The following is a 15,014-nucleotide window of genomic DNA, read 5'->3' as shown; positions in this document are numbered from 1 at the left end:
TTTTAAATAGGGATAGGAGGGGAGAGATTAATGAATTGAAGTGAAGTAATTAATGAAAATTAGCGATAGAAGTAAATGTGTAACGATTTTTGAAGTAGAGATATAAGTGTAATTCAGGAGAAAACTACATATATCATACGGAGAAACAACGTAATAATAGAAAATAAGTAGAGTGAATAAGTGTTTGTAAACAATGGATTGTTGGACGACTATGTTTTAGGTTACTCGTTTAAATCTGGTACTTGGCACACTATTGCTTTTAAGAGGGTAATAGTAATAAAGGGATTTTTAAAATGATAGAAGTTGTAAAGGGGATAAGAGAAATGAAAAAAATATTTAGTGTGCTTTTAGTATTTTTCTTAACATTTTCTACATGGTCTAGTGTATTAGTAAAGGCAGCTTCACCATCCAAAGGTACTTTAACGATTCATAAATATGAACAAGAAAAAGATGGTGCACCGGGGCTAGAAGGTGATGGCTCTGCAAATCAAGAGGTACCAACAAATGCGAAACCGTTAAAAGGTGTAACTTTTGAAGTGAAAAGGGTTGCGTCGTTTGAAAAAATTTCAAACGATGGGAAAATCGTGAAAGAAGATGTGAAGCCTGTAATAGGAGCAACTCCAACTCAAGTAGTAACGGATGATAACGGACAAGCTGTATTAAAAGAACTGCCGCTAGGACGTTATGAAGTGAAAGAAGTGGCAGGACCTCCGCATGTTAACCTAAATCCAAATACGTATACAGTGGATATTCCTTTAACGAATAAAGAGGGTAAGGTGCTAAACTATGATGTTCATATGTATCCGAAAAATGAGATTAAACGTGGTGCAGTTGATTTAGTAAAGACTGGTGCAAATGAAAAAGCATTAGCAGGTGCAGTATTCTCTTTATTTAAAAAAGATGGTACAGAAGTGAAAAAAGAGTTAGCAACAGATGGTAATGGGCATATTCGCGTGCAAGGATTAGGGTATGGGGAATACTATTTCCAAGAGACAAAAGCGCCGAAAGGGTATGTACTAGATCCGACTAAACACGAGTTTTTTATAAAGACCTCCGGAACTATCAACGAAGATGGAACAATTACTTCTGGTACAGTAGTTAAAGTAGAAGTGCAAAACTATGAAGAACCAAATATTGATAAAAAGATTAACGGGGATTTGGAAGCGTTACCAATTAATCCGTTAACTAATTACAATTATGATATCAAAACATTAATTCCAGAAGACATTAAAGAATACAAAAAATATGTAGTAACAGATACTTTAGACAATCGTTTAATGATTCAAGGAAAACCAGTTGTGAAAATTGATGGAGCGGAAGTAAATGCAAGCATTGTAGAGGTAGCTGTAGAAGGCCAAAAAGTAACAGCCACAGTAAAAGATTTCACAAAGTTAGATGGTAAAAAAGAATTTCATTTACAAATTAAATCACAAGTAAAAGAAGGCGTACTATCTGGTTCGGAAATTTTAAATACAGCAAAAATTGATTTTATAAATAAAAATGATGTATTTGGAGAAAAGGAATCTAAACCTGTAGTTGTTGTTCCGACAACTGGAATTATCGAGTTAACAAAAGTTGATGGTGCTGATAATAAGAAATTAAAAGGTGCAGAGTTTGTACTTAAAGATAAAAATGGGAAAATAGTTGTTGTGGCAGGTAAAGAAGTCACTGGTGTATCAGGTGAAAATGGTGTTATTAAATGGACTAACATTCCGTATGGAGACTATCAAATTTTCGAAACGAAAGCACCAACATATACAAAAGAAGATGGTAAAACAGCTTCTTATCAATTATTAAAAGACCCCATTGATGTAAAAATTAGCGAAAATAATCAAACGGTTAGATTAACGATAGAAAATAATAAAAGTGGATGGATGCTTCCAGTTACGGGTGGTATAGGAACGACTCTTTTTACTGTAATAGGTCTTGTGTTAATGGTTACAGCGGCATTTGTTTTCTTTAGAAAAAAGGTTGCTAATAATTAAGGTTTTAGGAACATGTAACCATGTGATGTGAAAAGGGGAGAAGTAAAATGCTTCCCTCTTTTCGATATTTTAGTATATACAGAGGTGGAAATATGAAACGAAATCTTATTTTAGGAGGTATTTTTTTATTTGGTTTAGGTATTTTTTTATATCCTACTATTAGTAATTGGTTGGCGACTCGTGCACATTATTCTGAGGTTAGCTCTTACGATAAGAAGATCAAAGCACTACACAAGCAAGAAATCGAGCGAAGAGAAAAAGAAGCAGCCGAATATAATAAACAAGTTCAAACTTCCATGAAAACATTTGCAGATCCATTTTCTGAAGAAAAAAGTAATCATCAAGCGTATGCCGATGCGTTAAATTTAGGTGATGTAATGGGTTATATTGAAATATCGAAAATTAATATAAAACTACCAATCTATCAAGGGACCTCTGAGGAAGTATTGAGTCGTGGGGTAGGTCATTTAGATTATTCTTCGCTCCCGGTAGGTGGAGAAAATACGCACACTATTTTAACAGGGCATCGTGGTTTACCATCAGCAAAATTATTTACAGATTTAGATAAGTTGAGTGAAGGAGACCGTTTTTATATTCACTCTTTAGACAAAGTTCTTGCTTATAAAGTAGATCAAATTAAAGTAGTTTTACCACACGAAACGGACGATTTAAAAATTGTGGAAAATAAAGATTATATAACATTAATTACATGTACGCCTTATGGAGTAAACACAAATAGATTACTGGTTCGAGGTGAGCGTGTGGAGTTTAACGAGAAAGAAAAACAAAAAATGCGTAAAGAGATATTTATGTTTAATAAGTGGACCGTAGTAGTCTTAATCCTATTATTATGTGTGTTACTAGTCGCAATTTATAAGAAAAAATTAACTCGATAGAATGAATTTATTTATCCTGTATTAATGGGCAGTGGGACCGAAAATCCAGAGATAAGCAAAGAAGGTATATAGAGGATGAAGTAAATCCTCACTGAAAGAAGTTTCACTTTATTCGACTGTAGAAAAAATACGGTAAAGGTGGGAACAAAGGAATTGAGGTTACAATTAAAGTTGGTAAGTATTCATTTTATGGTTTTGTTAATGTTATGTGTAAGTTTTGTCGTATATGCACCAAAAGAAGCATATGGATCCACGACTAACTTAGAAGGTCTAGGGGATATATCGCGTTATAATGCTGTTGTCTTTGGTAACCATATAGCAGTAGGTGGCGACATTGAAGGAGCAATCGCAGTTCAAGGTGATATGGATGCATCAGGTTATACGATTGTAGGTGCAGCAGCAGGAACATCTAATATAGTAGGTGAAAAATGGAGTGATGAGGGATATCCATCCTTGTTATTGTCTGGAAAATTTAAAAAATCAAGAGAGGAATCTTTTATTATTCAAAACGGAATAGTCGCAATGACAAAAGAGAGTGATCCAGATCGTATCATACAATCTTATTATGATCGTATCGTTTATAAAGAAAAACTAGAAATTGATGCGAAATTTAATGAATTTCGCAACATAGCCAACCAAGTCAGTAAAAATGCAGGTCAATATAAAACGGATACCCCAATTTCAAATATGAGTTATGGTATTGGAAAAGATATAAACAATCCTAATATTTATGTTTCATCAGAATTGGTAGGGAAAATCAATTTAGATATAAGAGATGTATTTTTACCCAATGCTAAGGATAAAGATTTTATTGTTATGTATTCGGATGCAATAGAGGTTACATTTAAAAATGGGTCCATTCTATATGACACGAACAATATTGGAAGGGCTACGGATATCATTCCTACATCACAACCCTATTCTCCTAAATCACCGTTCACTGAGTTATACGGGAAGGTGATTTGGGTTTTTCCTAATGCAAAAAAGATCACAACAGAGGGATATGGTGTCGTTGGGAGTGTGTTTGCTCCAAATGCTGTATTAGAAACAAAAGGCGGTTCGATTAATGGACAAGCATTTGTCGGTGCAGTACAACAAACTGGTGGATTTGAATTTCACAATTTCAAATTTAACTGGCAACTATGGAACAAACCTAGTACAGGAAAAGTAAAGATAAAAAAAGTAGATAGTAATAATGATAATAAAAAGTTGCTTGGAGCAAAGTTTCATATTGAAGATTCAAATAAAAAAGTAGTTAGTGAGTTTGTAACAGATGAAAAAGGAGAAGCGATATCAAAAGAATTACCAATAGGTAACTATACTCTAGTGGAAACAGAAGCGCCTAAAGGTTATGAATTATTAAAAGATAAAATAGCTATAAAAGTAGAAAAAGATACAGTAGTAGAAATTAAAATAGGAAATAAGAAATTACCAGATCCAACGGGGAAAATGAAGCTAGTGAAAGTAGATACTGGAGATAAAAATATAAAGTTAGTAGGAGCAAAGTTTAAAATTGAAGATTCAAAAGGAAAAGTAGTTGGAGATCTAGTAACAAATGAAGAAGGAGAAGCGATATCAAAAGAATTACCAATAGGTAACTATACTCTAGTGGAAGTAGAAGCGCCTAAAGGTTATGAATTATTAAAAGATAAAATAGCTGTAAAAATAGAAAAAGATACAGCAGTAGAAATTAAAATAGGAAATAAGAAATTACCAGATCCAATGGGGAAAATGAAGTTAATAAAAGTAGATACGAGCGATAAAAATAAAAAGCTAGCAGGGGCAAAGTTTCATATTGAAGATTCAAATAAAAAAGTAGTTGGTGAGTTAGTAACAGATGGACAAGGAGAAGCGATATCAAAAGAATTGCCACTAGGTAACTATACTCTAGTGGAAGTAGAAGCACCTAAAGGTTATGAATTATTAAAAGATAAAATAGCTGTAAAAATAGAAAAAGATACAGTAGTAGAAATTAAAATAGGGAATAAGAAATTACCAGACCCGACTGGGCAATTTGAAATTGAGAAAGTTGATGATAAGGATATTAATTTAAAACTAAAAGGCGCTGTATTTCAAGTCTTAGATAAAGAAGGTAAAGAAGTTACTAGATTAACAACGGATGAAAAAGGAAAGGTGATTTCCAACCAGTTAGTAATTGGAAAGTATACGGTTAAAGAAATAAAAGCGCCAAACGGATATATGTTACTTAGAGATCCAATAGAAATAGAAATTACAGAAGCGGTAAGGACACAAAAACTAACAGTGAAAAATGTGAAGAATAATTGGGTAATTCCTAATACTGGTGGCAGCGGAACAACAAGTTTTTACGTGACTGGTTTTGTGCTAATGTTTGGTGTGCTATATTTCTGTAAGAAAAATCGTTACATTAGATAGTTTTTAGGGGATGAGTTCGGCATTGTACTAGATTCATGCTACTAAATTTGTTGAAGAAGGAAGGATAATAGTAAATATAGAATATATTAATAAATCGAAATTTTTACGAGGTGAAAGTGATGGCAATAAAACAAGACGAAATTAAAGTAGTAGTCGGAGCCGGGGTGTTTAATAATAATCCAGGTTGGATACAAACGCAAGAAGATGAACTTAATTTACTAGATAAAGTTACATGGGAAGAAAGATTTGAATACAATTCTATTTCAGCTATTTTAGCTGAGCATGTATGGGAACACCTTACTTTTGAAGAAGGTGTAAGGGCAGCAGAAATTTGTTATGAATTTTTAAAGCCAGCAGGGCACATTCGGTGCGGTGTTCCTGATGCATTTTTCCGAGACGAAGCATACCAAAATATAGTTCAAATAGGCGGACCTGGCCCGAAAGATCATCCAGCAGCAAGTCATAAAATTGTTCATAATTATAAAACATTAACGAAAATGTTTGAAGCTGCTGGATTTGAGGTAGTTTTACTTGAATATTGTGATGAAAATGGTCAGTTTTATTACAACGAATGGGATGCAAATGACGGTGTTATTTTCCGTTCGAAAAGGTATGATTCTAGAAATAAAGGCGATAAACTTGGTTTTCCATCGCTAATTGTTGATGCGATTAAACGGTAAATCATTCAACAAAAACAGGAGTAATTCTATAAGTTCAAGAGTCGCAAATGCGGCTCTTTTTATTTGTGCGTAAATCTATAGTTAATGAGGAAACATACATGATACTAAATTTTCAACATGCTATAACTCGATTTGAAAATTTTTCAAATCTTTCTTATAACCATTAACTTTAAATTAATACTTCGTTGACATAAAGATTTATTTTATATGTATATTCGTGTAAAATAGAGCGAGAACATACATTCTGTATAAGGGGGCAATCAAGATGATAGCTGAAATTGGGAAACTAACTGCTGGATATATTGTAAAATTTGAACGACAATTTCCATATACAATAGAGGAAATTTGGTCTGTTTTAACAGAAAACAGTAAGCTTAAAAAATGGATGTCTAATTTACAGATTGAAAGCCTTAAAACAGGTGGAATAATCAAGTTTGACATGATGGACGGTTCATTTATAAATATTGATATTTTAGAGTGTCAAGTAAACGCAGTGCTTGAATTTACTTGGGATAAAGATCGTGTCCGATTTGAAATACATAAAGAGGAAAATGGTACTCTTTTACTTCTTAAAGAATACATTCATGAGTTAACAGATCATACACCGAAAGATATAGCTGGTTGGCATATTTGTTTAGATCTTTTTTCTTCCGTTCTAGAAGGAGAAGAAAAAGAATTTTCTAAAGATGAATGGCAACAGTGGTTTGAAATATATAAGGATAAGGTTCTTGAAGTGAGAGGATAATTACGTAAGATAATATATTTATTATGTAATTATTATATTGTAAAAATAGTTTTCGTGAAAAATAAGAATAGAGGTTAATATGAAAGTAAATCAATTAATTGCTAATAACATAAATAAATTAGATACAGCTATTCCATTTAATAAGTCGTTTGGAATCGCTGGTTTATCAGGATCGGGTAAAACAACTTTTTGCCAAACGATTGGCGAAGAATCAAAAAAACGATTAGTTTCTTTATTGCCAAAGGCTGAATATCAATATTTATTTCCTAATATCATGGAAACAAATTTTAGTGCTATTAAGATGGAGGATATGCCTTTAGTACTTTTTCTAGGAAAATCATCGATTTCTTCCAACCCACGTTCAACAATAGGTACTCATACTGGAGTGTTTACTGAAATTCGCGAAAAACTAGCTGAAGTATTTCATCTTTCCCCTGAGGTTTTTTCGTTTAATAATCAGTTAGGTTGGTGTATTGGTTGTAAAGGCCGAGGCACTACTAAAAATATTGAGTGTAAAAAATGTAAGGGAAAACGTTATAGCGAAGAAATCGAACAACATACGATAGATTTATTTGCTAAACCACATACAATTTCAAATATTAATGATTTAAGTGTTGAGTCTATTCTTTCGTTAGCGGACGAGTTAAATATTAGTGAAGCGAAGCAACATATACTGCAAAATATAATTAATATGAACATTGGCTATTTAACATTAAATCGAATTATGGGTACGTTGTCAGGTGGAGAGTTAACAAGACTATATTTGGCTGAATTTATGGCAGTAAGCGAAAATGCTGTAATTATTATTGATGAGATTTCAGTTGGACTTGATTATGAAACATTATTACAAATATTAGAAGAGATTAAGCAGTTAGGGTGTAAAAATCAAATTTGGCTCATTGATCATTCAGATACAGTACTGGATACAACAGATGAGCAATTGTTCTTTGGACCTGGTAGCGGAAAATATGGTGGACAAATTGTGAAAGAATCGCCAAGACCAAAACCAATACTATCGGATCTAAATAAAGAAGTACCAACAGAATATTATATATTCCAAGAATTATATTGCCGTAATATCCAAATGGCGGAGTTTCAAATTCCTAAAAATAGGCTTGTGACGGTTACAGGAGAATCTGGATGCGGGAAATCTACACTTGTCAATGAATGTTTAGCTACAGATTTCTTGAAACGATATCCCAAAGATAAATTAGTTATGGTAGGACAAGATCGAAATCAATCCATTACAAGTCGATCAACTGTAGCCACTTTCCTAGATATTAAAAAGAAACTCACAAAGTATAGCGAAGAAATTGATGATATTTTTGAGCGTTCGATTGAAGATATTATAGATGAACTTCCAAATGAAGATATTGCGTTTAAACGCTTGAGTCTACTAATTAAACTAGGACTTGGTTATTTAACGTTAGAACGAAAAACACAAACATTATCAACAGGTGAGTTCCAATGTGTTCATTTAGTTTCGGAGTTATTTGCAAACACAAGAAATCCACATACATTATTTATTTTTGATGAGCCTTCAAAAGGTTTATCACAAAATATTTTAAACCAATTTATAGATAGTGTTAGAGGGATATTACAAGATGAATCAGTCTCTATCATCATGATTGAACATAATAGTTATATGTTAGAAAGCTCTGATTATATTGTAGATTTCGGGGAAAGACAGCTTGAATCTATAAAGCATCTTGATGTAGTAAGTCATGAAGATTATTATCGTCAAAAAAGCAGTGTGAATAATGCTGAGCAAATACATATTTCTTCAGCGCTTAAGCATAAAGAAGGCGTTCACTATTTAGAAGAAAATCATATTAACTATTTTAAAAATGCCGAAAACATTTATAAGGGTGGTATTTTAAAAAGTTTATCATCAATGGCCCGTTTAATTTATGGTGAATATGAATCTGATACAATTGCACCTGTTGTTGCTATTGATCTTGAAAGACATTTATATAGTCAATATAGTTTCTTATATGAAATTGGTGGATTAATTAATCATATTGTAGCTGCTCATCCAACTAATAAAGATACGAGAAGTTTTGATTTCTATTCACAGGACAACCATTGTCCATCTTGTTCTGGACGTCTTCAAATTGAAGTTTTCGATAAAGATATTACAATTCAAGATAAAAACGTTCCATTTTGGGACGGTTTATTCGATCCGGAAATCATGAAAGTATTAAAATTTTATCAATATGAAAAAATAGAATTTCTATTTGAAGAAATTAAAAATGAGCTTGGTCACGATTTATCAAAGAGCTATAATGATATGTCAAAAGAAGAAAAGCATACATTTTGGTACGGATATTTTGAAAAATCATTTTATGATAAAAAAGGAAAGACACGCAGAACATGGGTAGGATTTAATACGATTATTGGTGGATATATTGTTATTTCAAAAGCAGCTATTAAAGAAGAAATTAAGACTTCTAAAGAAAAGATGACATGTCCAATTTGTGAAGGGACGGTATTAAATCATCATAAACCGCTTAAATTTGGTAACTTCGATATTCGTGAAATTATCAATCAACCAGTTGATGAAGTGTTGAAGATAGTCGGTGATTTACCTGCACTTCAAAAATTGAAATTTATTGTTGGTGGCGATATGAGATTGACAGAAGATGTTTCTTTACTGCCAAGAAAAGCACAAGTTGCACTGAAAATGTTTGAATTAGAACAGGCAAGCTTTTCAAACTATGAAATGGTGTTACAAAATGTCTTACCATTCTGGGACGAAATAAAAGGAAATATTGAATCCATTAGTGTTAATAATCAAGTAACTGTTTGTGATTTCCCTAATGTATATGAAACGAGAGAAAACATTATAGATAAGTATTTCACAAATGGTAAATATAAAAAACTTACGTATGTATACGAAGCGTTTGGATACAAAAAGTTAGTTACCCAAATTAATAAAATTAAAAAAAGTAATCCATGTCCATTTTGTAAAGGAAAGAAAGTTATAACGGAAGATAATCTACATGATGGTGTATTTAAACTAACAATTCCATGTGTAACTTGTAATGCAACTGGTATTAATGACGAAGGGTTAAAAGAAGTTGTTGAAGGCGTGGATGCACAAACATGGTTAACTGGAAAAGTTAGTGATGTTGTGGGTGAGAGCTTAATAACAGAAACTGTTTCGCAAATATCAATTTTTAATCGCATTCGCGAATTGGATAAACTAGAAATGATGGCGGTTTATGAATGTTTGGAGATAAATAATTAATCGGAATAACTAGTATGGTTTTAAAATAATTGATTGTAAAGACACAAATGCATGATATTAATTGTGTAAATACAACACATTTAATTTTCGTTTGAATTATTAAAAACAGTTGACTCTCACACAATGTCATTGTTTAAGATAAAATTGAGCTTCGAAGTAGTTGTAATTCATAGGAGGAAAATATGTTTAAAATAGGTGATTTTTCGAAACTATCTTCCATTAGTATTCGTATGTTGAGACACTACGATAAAGTGGAATTATTACAGCCAGTAAAAGTCGATGAACAAAGTGGATATCGATATTATTCAGCGGCCCAATTAAAGAAAGTAAATCAAATTCAAACATTAAAAGATATGGGGTTTAATATTGCTACTATTAAAGAAATAGTAGCGAGCGATAATATGGAAGTAATAAAATCACAATTTGAAAATCGTAGTGCCCAAATAAAGGATGATATGGATACCCTCCAAAAACAATTACGTCTTCTCGAAGCCTCAATGAAAATGATGAGAGAGGATGTTGTTGAGATGAACTATCATGTTTCAATAAAAGAGATTCCAGATAGAAATGTAGCTAGTGTTAGAAAGATTATTCCATCATATAATTGTGAAGGGGATTTATGGGGTATATTAATGCAAGAAATTCAAATGAAAAATATTAGTATTGCCCATCCGAGTTATAGTATTGCGGTTTTCCATGATCATGAATACAAAGAAATTGATGTAGATGTAGAAATACAGCTAAGTATTTTAGGTACGCATGAAAATACAAAAGACGTTACATTTAAAAAAATTGAATCCACTAATGTAGCTTCCATAACGGTTAATGGAAGTTATGAACAGATGACAGCTGTAAATGAGGCTGCAGCAAAATGGATTGAGACAGAAGGTTACGAATTAGCAGGCCCGATGTTTAATATTTATCATGTGAGCCCAGCGATGGAATCGGATCCTAATAAGTGGGTTACAGAAGTTTGTTATCCAGTTAAATGATGACAAAGAAAAAAGGCATTAATTATATGTCTTTTTTCTTTATCAACTTATCCGTAAATATTAAGAGATATTACTTCTTGATTCGATTCGTCAACTACTAGTACAATTTTATTTGCAAATGTACAAAATGAGCGGAGTGTAATGGACTCCTTTAATGAATCTTCTAAAATCCAACCTGTTGGTACTAAAGAAATGCAATCCTCTTTTTCAAAGAATGAATGTTTGAGGAAATATGCTATTTCTTGAGTTTCTTTTAAGAACATCGGATCAATGCAATCGAATAGTACAGAATAATATTTTAATGTTCTTCTACCGACAATTCTATTAAAAGAACAACTTCGGTATAAATCAGGCACTACAGGATATATACCGTTTGTTAGAAGTTCTTTTAAAGTTTGTTTTGATTCTTCCTTTAAACCTATCATGAAAATTTCATGCAATTCATTATTAATATAAACTTGTTTCACATCGTTATAATGAGGGATTAATTCATTTTTAACTATATTTAAAGTAATGTCATTTGTAATGGGAAAGGACGTATAAACGTCCTCTTCAAGTATGACATCCATGCCACTGAAAAGTTGGCAAATTGGACTGAGAGAAGCATTTGAAGATACAGGAGATACCTTTTCTATATAAAAATCTTCATTTATAGTAGGTGCTGGATATTTTTGCTCTTCGATTTCAATTAACCAATCATACATAATTATCTTTCCTTTCCTCATAGTTTTCGTATCGGACTATATAGTGCAATAAAAACTTCGAGTAGCTTAGTGAAAGCAGCTAAAGCAAATATAAACACTGGATTATAGGCTGAAATAATACCTCCTACTAATGCCCCGAGTGGCATAGCTAATCGTGTAAGTACACGCGAAAATCCTAAAACCCTTCCTTGCATATTTGATGGAACGGTTTCCTGACGAATTGTGGCTACAATTGTATTCCATGCAATATTGCAAGTCATTGCAATACCGAAAGCAATACCGGGAGCAAGCCAGTATGTACTCCAAAGCGCAAAAGTTAAACCAATTGCTCCAACAAATAGGAGTAGAGGAATTAGAATGCCGCGCTGCAATCTTTTTTCTAAAGGAACTGCAATCAAGCTTCCTAAAAGCCCGCCTATTCCAATTAGTGAATAATTAAAGCCACTTTGTTCCGGCGTAAGTTGCAATGTGGATAGTAAATAATACATGAACATACCTAAAACCGCACTTGCTCCAAAGTTTCCAATCATAGCTTGAAAAGATAAAGCTAAATTTAAGCGGTCATTTTTGAGCCATTTAAATCCATTAACCAAATCAGCTAGTACATTTTGAAGTGTATTTTTATCTTCGCATTTCTTGTTTACGGTTTTCATAGACGGTAATAATATCACAGTAACCAATGTTGCAATAAATGAAAGAACATTAATCCAAAGCACCTGAAAGCCACCAATAAAAGAAATGAAAAAACCAGCTATCATTGGACCAAACAAACTAGCGAATTGATTGACCATTTGACAGAAAGAATTAGCCTTCGTTAATGATGCACCTGCAATATGTGGAATGACTGTAACAGTTGTTACATCAAAAAGCATGGACATAACTGCTAAGGTAAAAGTAATTACGTATAAATGCCAGATTTCTAATAGATGTAATGCATGTAGAATTGGTACGAGACTTACTAAAATAATATTGGTAATATCAGCTATCCAAAGTAACTTTTTTCGATCGTATCGATCAATTATTACACCAACTAAAGGGCCAAATAAAACAATTGGCAATACATTAATAGCAAATAAAGAACTCATAATTACAGCTGAACCGGTTAATTGATAGGCAATCCAAGGCAACGCAAAAGTATAGAGTGAATCCCCAATTCGTGAAATGAGCAAACCAAAAATGAAAATCTTGAATTCTTTAGAGAAAGTTGTTTTTACGGTATTTCTTCGTTCTTGTATAAGTTTCACACTGCTTATCCCACCTTTATTATAGAGGAATTTGAAAATTATCCGTCCAATACTTGTTATATATAGAATTCTGTAATTTTTTGGTGAATCCTACTTTTTAGAGGCATTTTAAGGAGAAAATGAAAAAACAGTCTGTCCTGTATTAAATAGTATATGTAGTTGGGGAGAGAGGTAGATTATACACATAAATAAACCATAAAATTATTATGTAAACTATTTGTGCGTATGAAATATATTTTCCTTATAATTTTTATTTTATAATATATAATAGAAATTAAGAAGATTTTGGTAGTTAATGAATAAAAGGATTTTATTTGAAAGGAGTGATGTGTTATGAACAAACAGATGAAGACAAAATATGAGGTGAAAATAATTTGAGTATGCGTATCATGCCTCTATAAACTACGTTCGCTCAAAGCTAGGAGCAGCGCATGATAAATATTAAAATTGGAAAAAATCAATACCAATAGCATTGGCTGAGGATCATAATTTTGATTGGCTAAAGGATGTAGAAGTGTTTACTGTTTTTAATCAGCAAGATTCAGGAAATATTAGCTTTGGTATTATTGAAAATGGACATCGTTACTTTTTGAAGTATGCCGGTGCACGTAATTTAGAGTACAAAGGTAATTTAGAGGATGCAATCCAACGATTAATGAAAGCAAAAGAAGTATATGAACAAATTCAACATCCTTTACTAGTTCCATATATTAATTGTATTCAAATGCAAAATGGGTTTTGTTTAAAGTTTCATTGGATAGATGGGGAATGCATGCACAATCATTGGGACTTTACTCCGTTTGAAAAGCACCATTCACCAAATTCACCTTTTGTTAAGTTAAGACAATTAGCCGTGACGGAGAGACTTAACATATTGACTCAGATTTTTGAGTTTGCAACCTATGTGGAGTCACTAGGCTATGTCATGATTGATTTTTATGACGGTAGTATTTTATATAATTTCGAGCAATCAAAACTGACGATTTGTGATATTGATTTCTTTCAAAAAACACCTGTATTCAATGAAATTGGGAAAGATTTTTGGGGGACAGCTCGCTTCAAAGCACCGGAGGAATATGAACTGCATGCACAAATTACAAGCGAAACGAATGTGTACGTATTAGCTGGAATTACTTTTGCCTTTATTGGCGGAAAAAGTGATAAAAGCTATGAAAAATGGGAGAGCACACAAGAATTATATAATATATGTACAAAAGCGTTGCATAAAGAAAAAAGTAAAAGATATCGCACTGTTCAAGCGTTTTATGAAGCTTGGCTTGCATATATAGAATAAATAATTGATGGCTCATTTTTCTTAAGAAGCTGTGGAATATATAAGTATCAACAAAGGGGAAATAATTAAATGAACGAATTAGAGTACAAAAACTTTTATGATAAAGTAGGAAGATTAAATGGATGGGATTTTAGTAAAATAAAATGTGAAACTGTAGGAGATTCATGGGACTTTTATAGAGAGGTAAAAGAAAGATGCAAGCCATCACATATTTTACTAGATGTTGGTACAGGCGGAGGAGAAAATGTACTTAACATAGCGTCTTCGACTAAATTATTAATTGGAATAGATAGTTCTAACGGAATGATTGAAACAGCACATTCTAACTTGAAAAAATCAGGTTTACAAAATGTTGAGTTTCTTCAAATGGATTCTGAAGCTTTAGCGTTTCCGTATGTGCATTTTGATATAGCTTCAAGTTGTCATGCGCCATTTGCAGCGACTGAATTAGCAAAAGTAATGAAAAAGGATGCTTTTTTCTTAACGCAACAAGTTAGTGAACATGATAAATTAAATTTGAAAGAAGCATTTGGAAGAGGACAATGCTTTGGCGAAAGAGATGGCACTTTAAAAGAAAAGTATATGAGAGAACTTAGTAGCGCAGGATTTGAACTTGTGCAAATAAGTGAATATGATGCTACTGATTATTACAGTACGGCTGAAGATCTCATTTTCTTATTAAAACATACGCCTATTATTCCTAGGTTTGGAGAAGAGGATGAGGATTTTACTATTTTACAAAATTTCATTAACACAAATAGTTCTGAAAAAGGGATTCGTACAAATTCAAAAAGGTTTATGATTATTGCTGTAAAATTATAATATGTTAT

The 15,014-nt window shown here is 32.4% G+C and carries 11 protein-coding genes; 9 read left to right on the top strand and 2 right to left on the bottom strand.

The annotated features are described in order from the left end of the window. Positions 1–323: 323 nt before the first annotated feature. From QEP67_RS15020 to QEP67_RS14990, 7 genes are all read left to right on the top strand, one after another. Positions 324–1,985, top strand: a complete 1,662-nt coding sequence (locus QEP67_RS15020; RefSeq protein ID WP_000719292.1) for a SpaA isopeptide-forming pilin-related protein — start codon at positions 324–326, stop codon at positions 1,983–1,985. A gap of 92 nt (positions 1,986–2,077) precedes the next feature. Then, a complete protein-coding gene (locus QEP67_RS15015) occupies positions 2,078–2,881 on the top strand; it encodes a class C sortase (RefSeq protein ID WP_000827953.1) in 804 nt (267 codons plus the stop codon). A gap of 153 nt (positions 2,882–3,034) precedes the next feature. Continuing rightward, positions 3,035–5,275 (top strand): SpaA isopeptide-forming pilin-related protein, encoded by a 2,241-nt coding sequence (locus QEP67_RS15010; protein ID WP_064459771.1) that lies wholly within the window; start codon positions 3,035–3,037, stop codon positions 5,273–5,275. 119 nt (positions 5,276–5,394) lie between these two features. Beyond that, positions 5,395–5,955 carry a hypothetical protein gene (locus QEP67_RS15005; protein ID WP_000985676.1) on the top strand — a complete coding sequence of 187 codons (561 nt, stop codon included), beginning with the start codon at positions 5,395–5,397 and terminating at the stop codon, positions 5,953–5,955. Between the two features lie 265 nt (positions 5,956–6,220). Further along, a complete protein-coding gene (locus QEP67_RS15000; protein ID WP_048566371.1) occupies positions 6,221–6,700 on the top strand; it encodes an SRPBCC family protein in 480 nt (159 codons plus the stop codon). A gap of 79 nt (positions 6,701–6,779) precedes the next feature. Continuing rightward, a complete protein-coding gene (locus QEP67_RS14995; protein WP_064459772.1) occupies positions 6,780–9,950 on the top strand; it encodes an ATP-binding cassette domain-containing protein in 3,171 nt (1,056 codons plus the stop codon). A gap of 182 nt (positions 9,951–10,132) precedes the next feature. Next, positions 10,133–10,942, top strand: coding sequence for a MerR family transcriptional regulator (locus QEP67_RS14990; RefSeq protein WP_064459773.1), 810 nt, complete (start codon positions 10,133–10,135; stop codon positions 10,940–10,942). Positions 10,943–10,989: 47 nt separating this feature from the next. Here QEP67_RS14990 and QEP67_RS14985 read toward each other — a convergent pair whose 3' ends face one another. Next, positions 10,990–11,646, bottom strand: coding sequence for a hypothetical protein (locus QEP67_RS14985; RefSeq protein WP_000272438.1), 657 nt, complete (start codon positions 11,644–11,646; stop codon positions 10,990–10,992). A gap of 17 nt (positions 11,647–11,663) precedes the next feature. Then, positions 11,664–12,890, bottom strand: a complete 1,227-nt coding sequence (locus QEP67_RS14980; protein ID WP_074650404.1) for an MFS transporter — start codon at positions 12,888–12,890, stop codon at positions 11,664–11,666. 514 nt (positions 12,891–13,404) lie between these two features. On the opposite strand from QEP67_RS14980, the gene QEP67_RS14975 reads away from it, so the two are divergent. Together QEP67_RS14975 and QEP67_RS14970 are read left to right on the top strand one after the other, a co-directional pair. Continuing rightward, a complete protein-coding gene (locus QEP67_RS14975) occupies positions 13,405–14,184 on the top strand; it encodes a serine/threonine protein kinase (protein ID WP_353706303.1) in 780 nt (259 codons plus the stop codon). Between the two features lie 69 nt (positions 14,185–14,253). After that, the gene (locus QEP67_RS14970) at positions 14,254–15,006 is read left to right on the top strand and encodes a class I SAM-dependent methyltransferase (RefSeq protein ID WP_001003845.1); all 753 of its coding nucleotides are present in this window, start codon (positions 14,254–14,256) and stop codon (positions 15,004–15,006) included. Positions 15,007–15,014: the final 8 nt, after the last annotated feature.

This window comes from Bacillus cereus group sp. MS39 (assembly GCF_040448665.1).
GTDB classification, from domain to species: Bacteria; Bacillota; Bacilli; order Bacillales; family Bacillaceae_G; genus Bacillus_A; species Bacillus_A wiedmannii.
This window is presented reverse-complemented; position numbering and strand designations above follow the sequence as displayed.

Bases quoted from the DNA above. Each gene is read 5' to 3' on its own strand.
- QEP67_RS14990 (WP_064459773.1), top strand. From the start codon at position 10,133: ATGTTTAAAATAGGTGATTTTTCGAAACTATCTTCCATTAGTATTCGT.
- QEP67_RS14985 (WP_000272438.1), bottom strand. From the start codon at position 11,646: ATGTATGATTGGTTAATTGAAATCGAAGAGCAAAAATATCCAGCACCT.
- QEP67_RS14995 (WP_064459772.1), top strand. From the start codon at position 6,780: ATGAAAGTAAATCAATTAATTGCTAATAACATAAATAAATTAGATACA.
- QEP67_RS14970 (WP_001003845.1), top strand. From the start codon at position 14,254: ATGAACGAATTAGAGTACAAAAACTTTTATGATAAAGTAGGAAGATTA.
- QEP67_RS15020 (WP_000719292.1), top strand. From the start codon at position 324: ATGAAAAAAATATTTAGTGTGCTTTTAGTATTTTTCTTAACATTTTCT.
- QEP67_RS15015 (WP_000827953.1), top strand. From the start codon at position 2,078: ATGAAACGAAATCTTATTTTAGGAGGTATTTTTTTATTTGGTTTAGGT.
- QEP67_RS15005 (WP_000985676.1), top strand. From the start codon at position 5,395: ATGGCAATAAAACAAGACGAAATTAAAGTAGTAGTCGGAGCCGGGGTG.
- QEP67_RS15000 (WP_048566371.1), top strand. From the start codon at position 6,221: ATGATAGCTGAAATTGGGAAACTAACTGCTGGATATATTGTAAAATTT.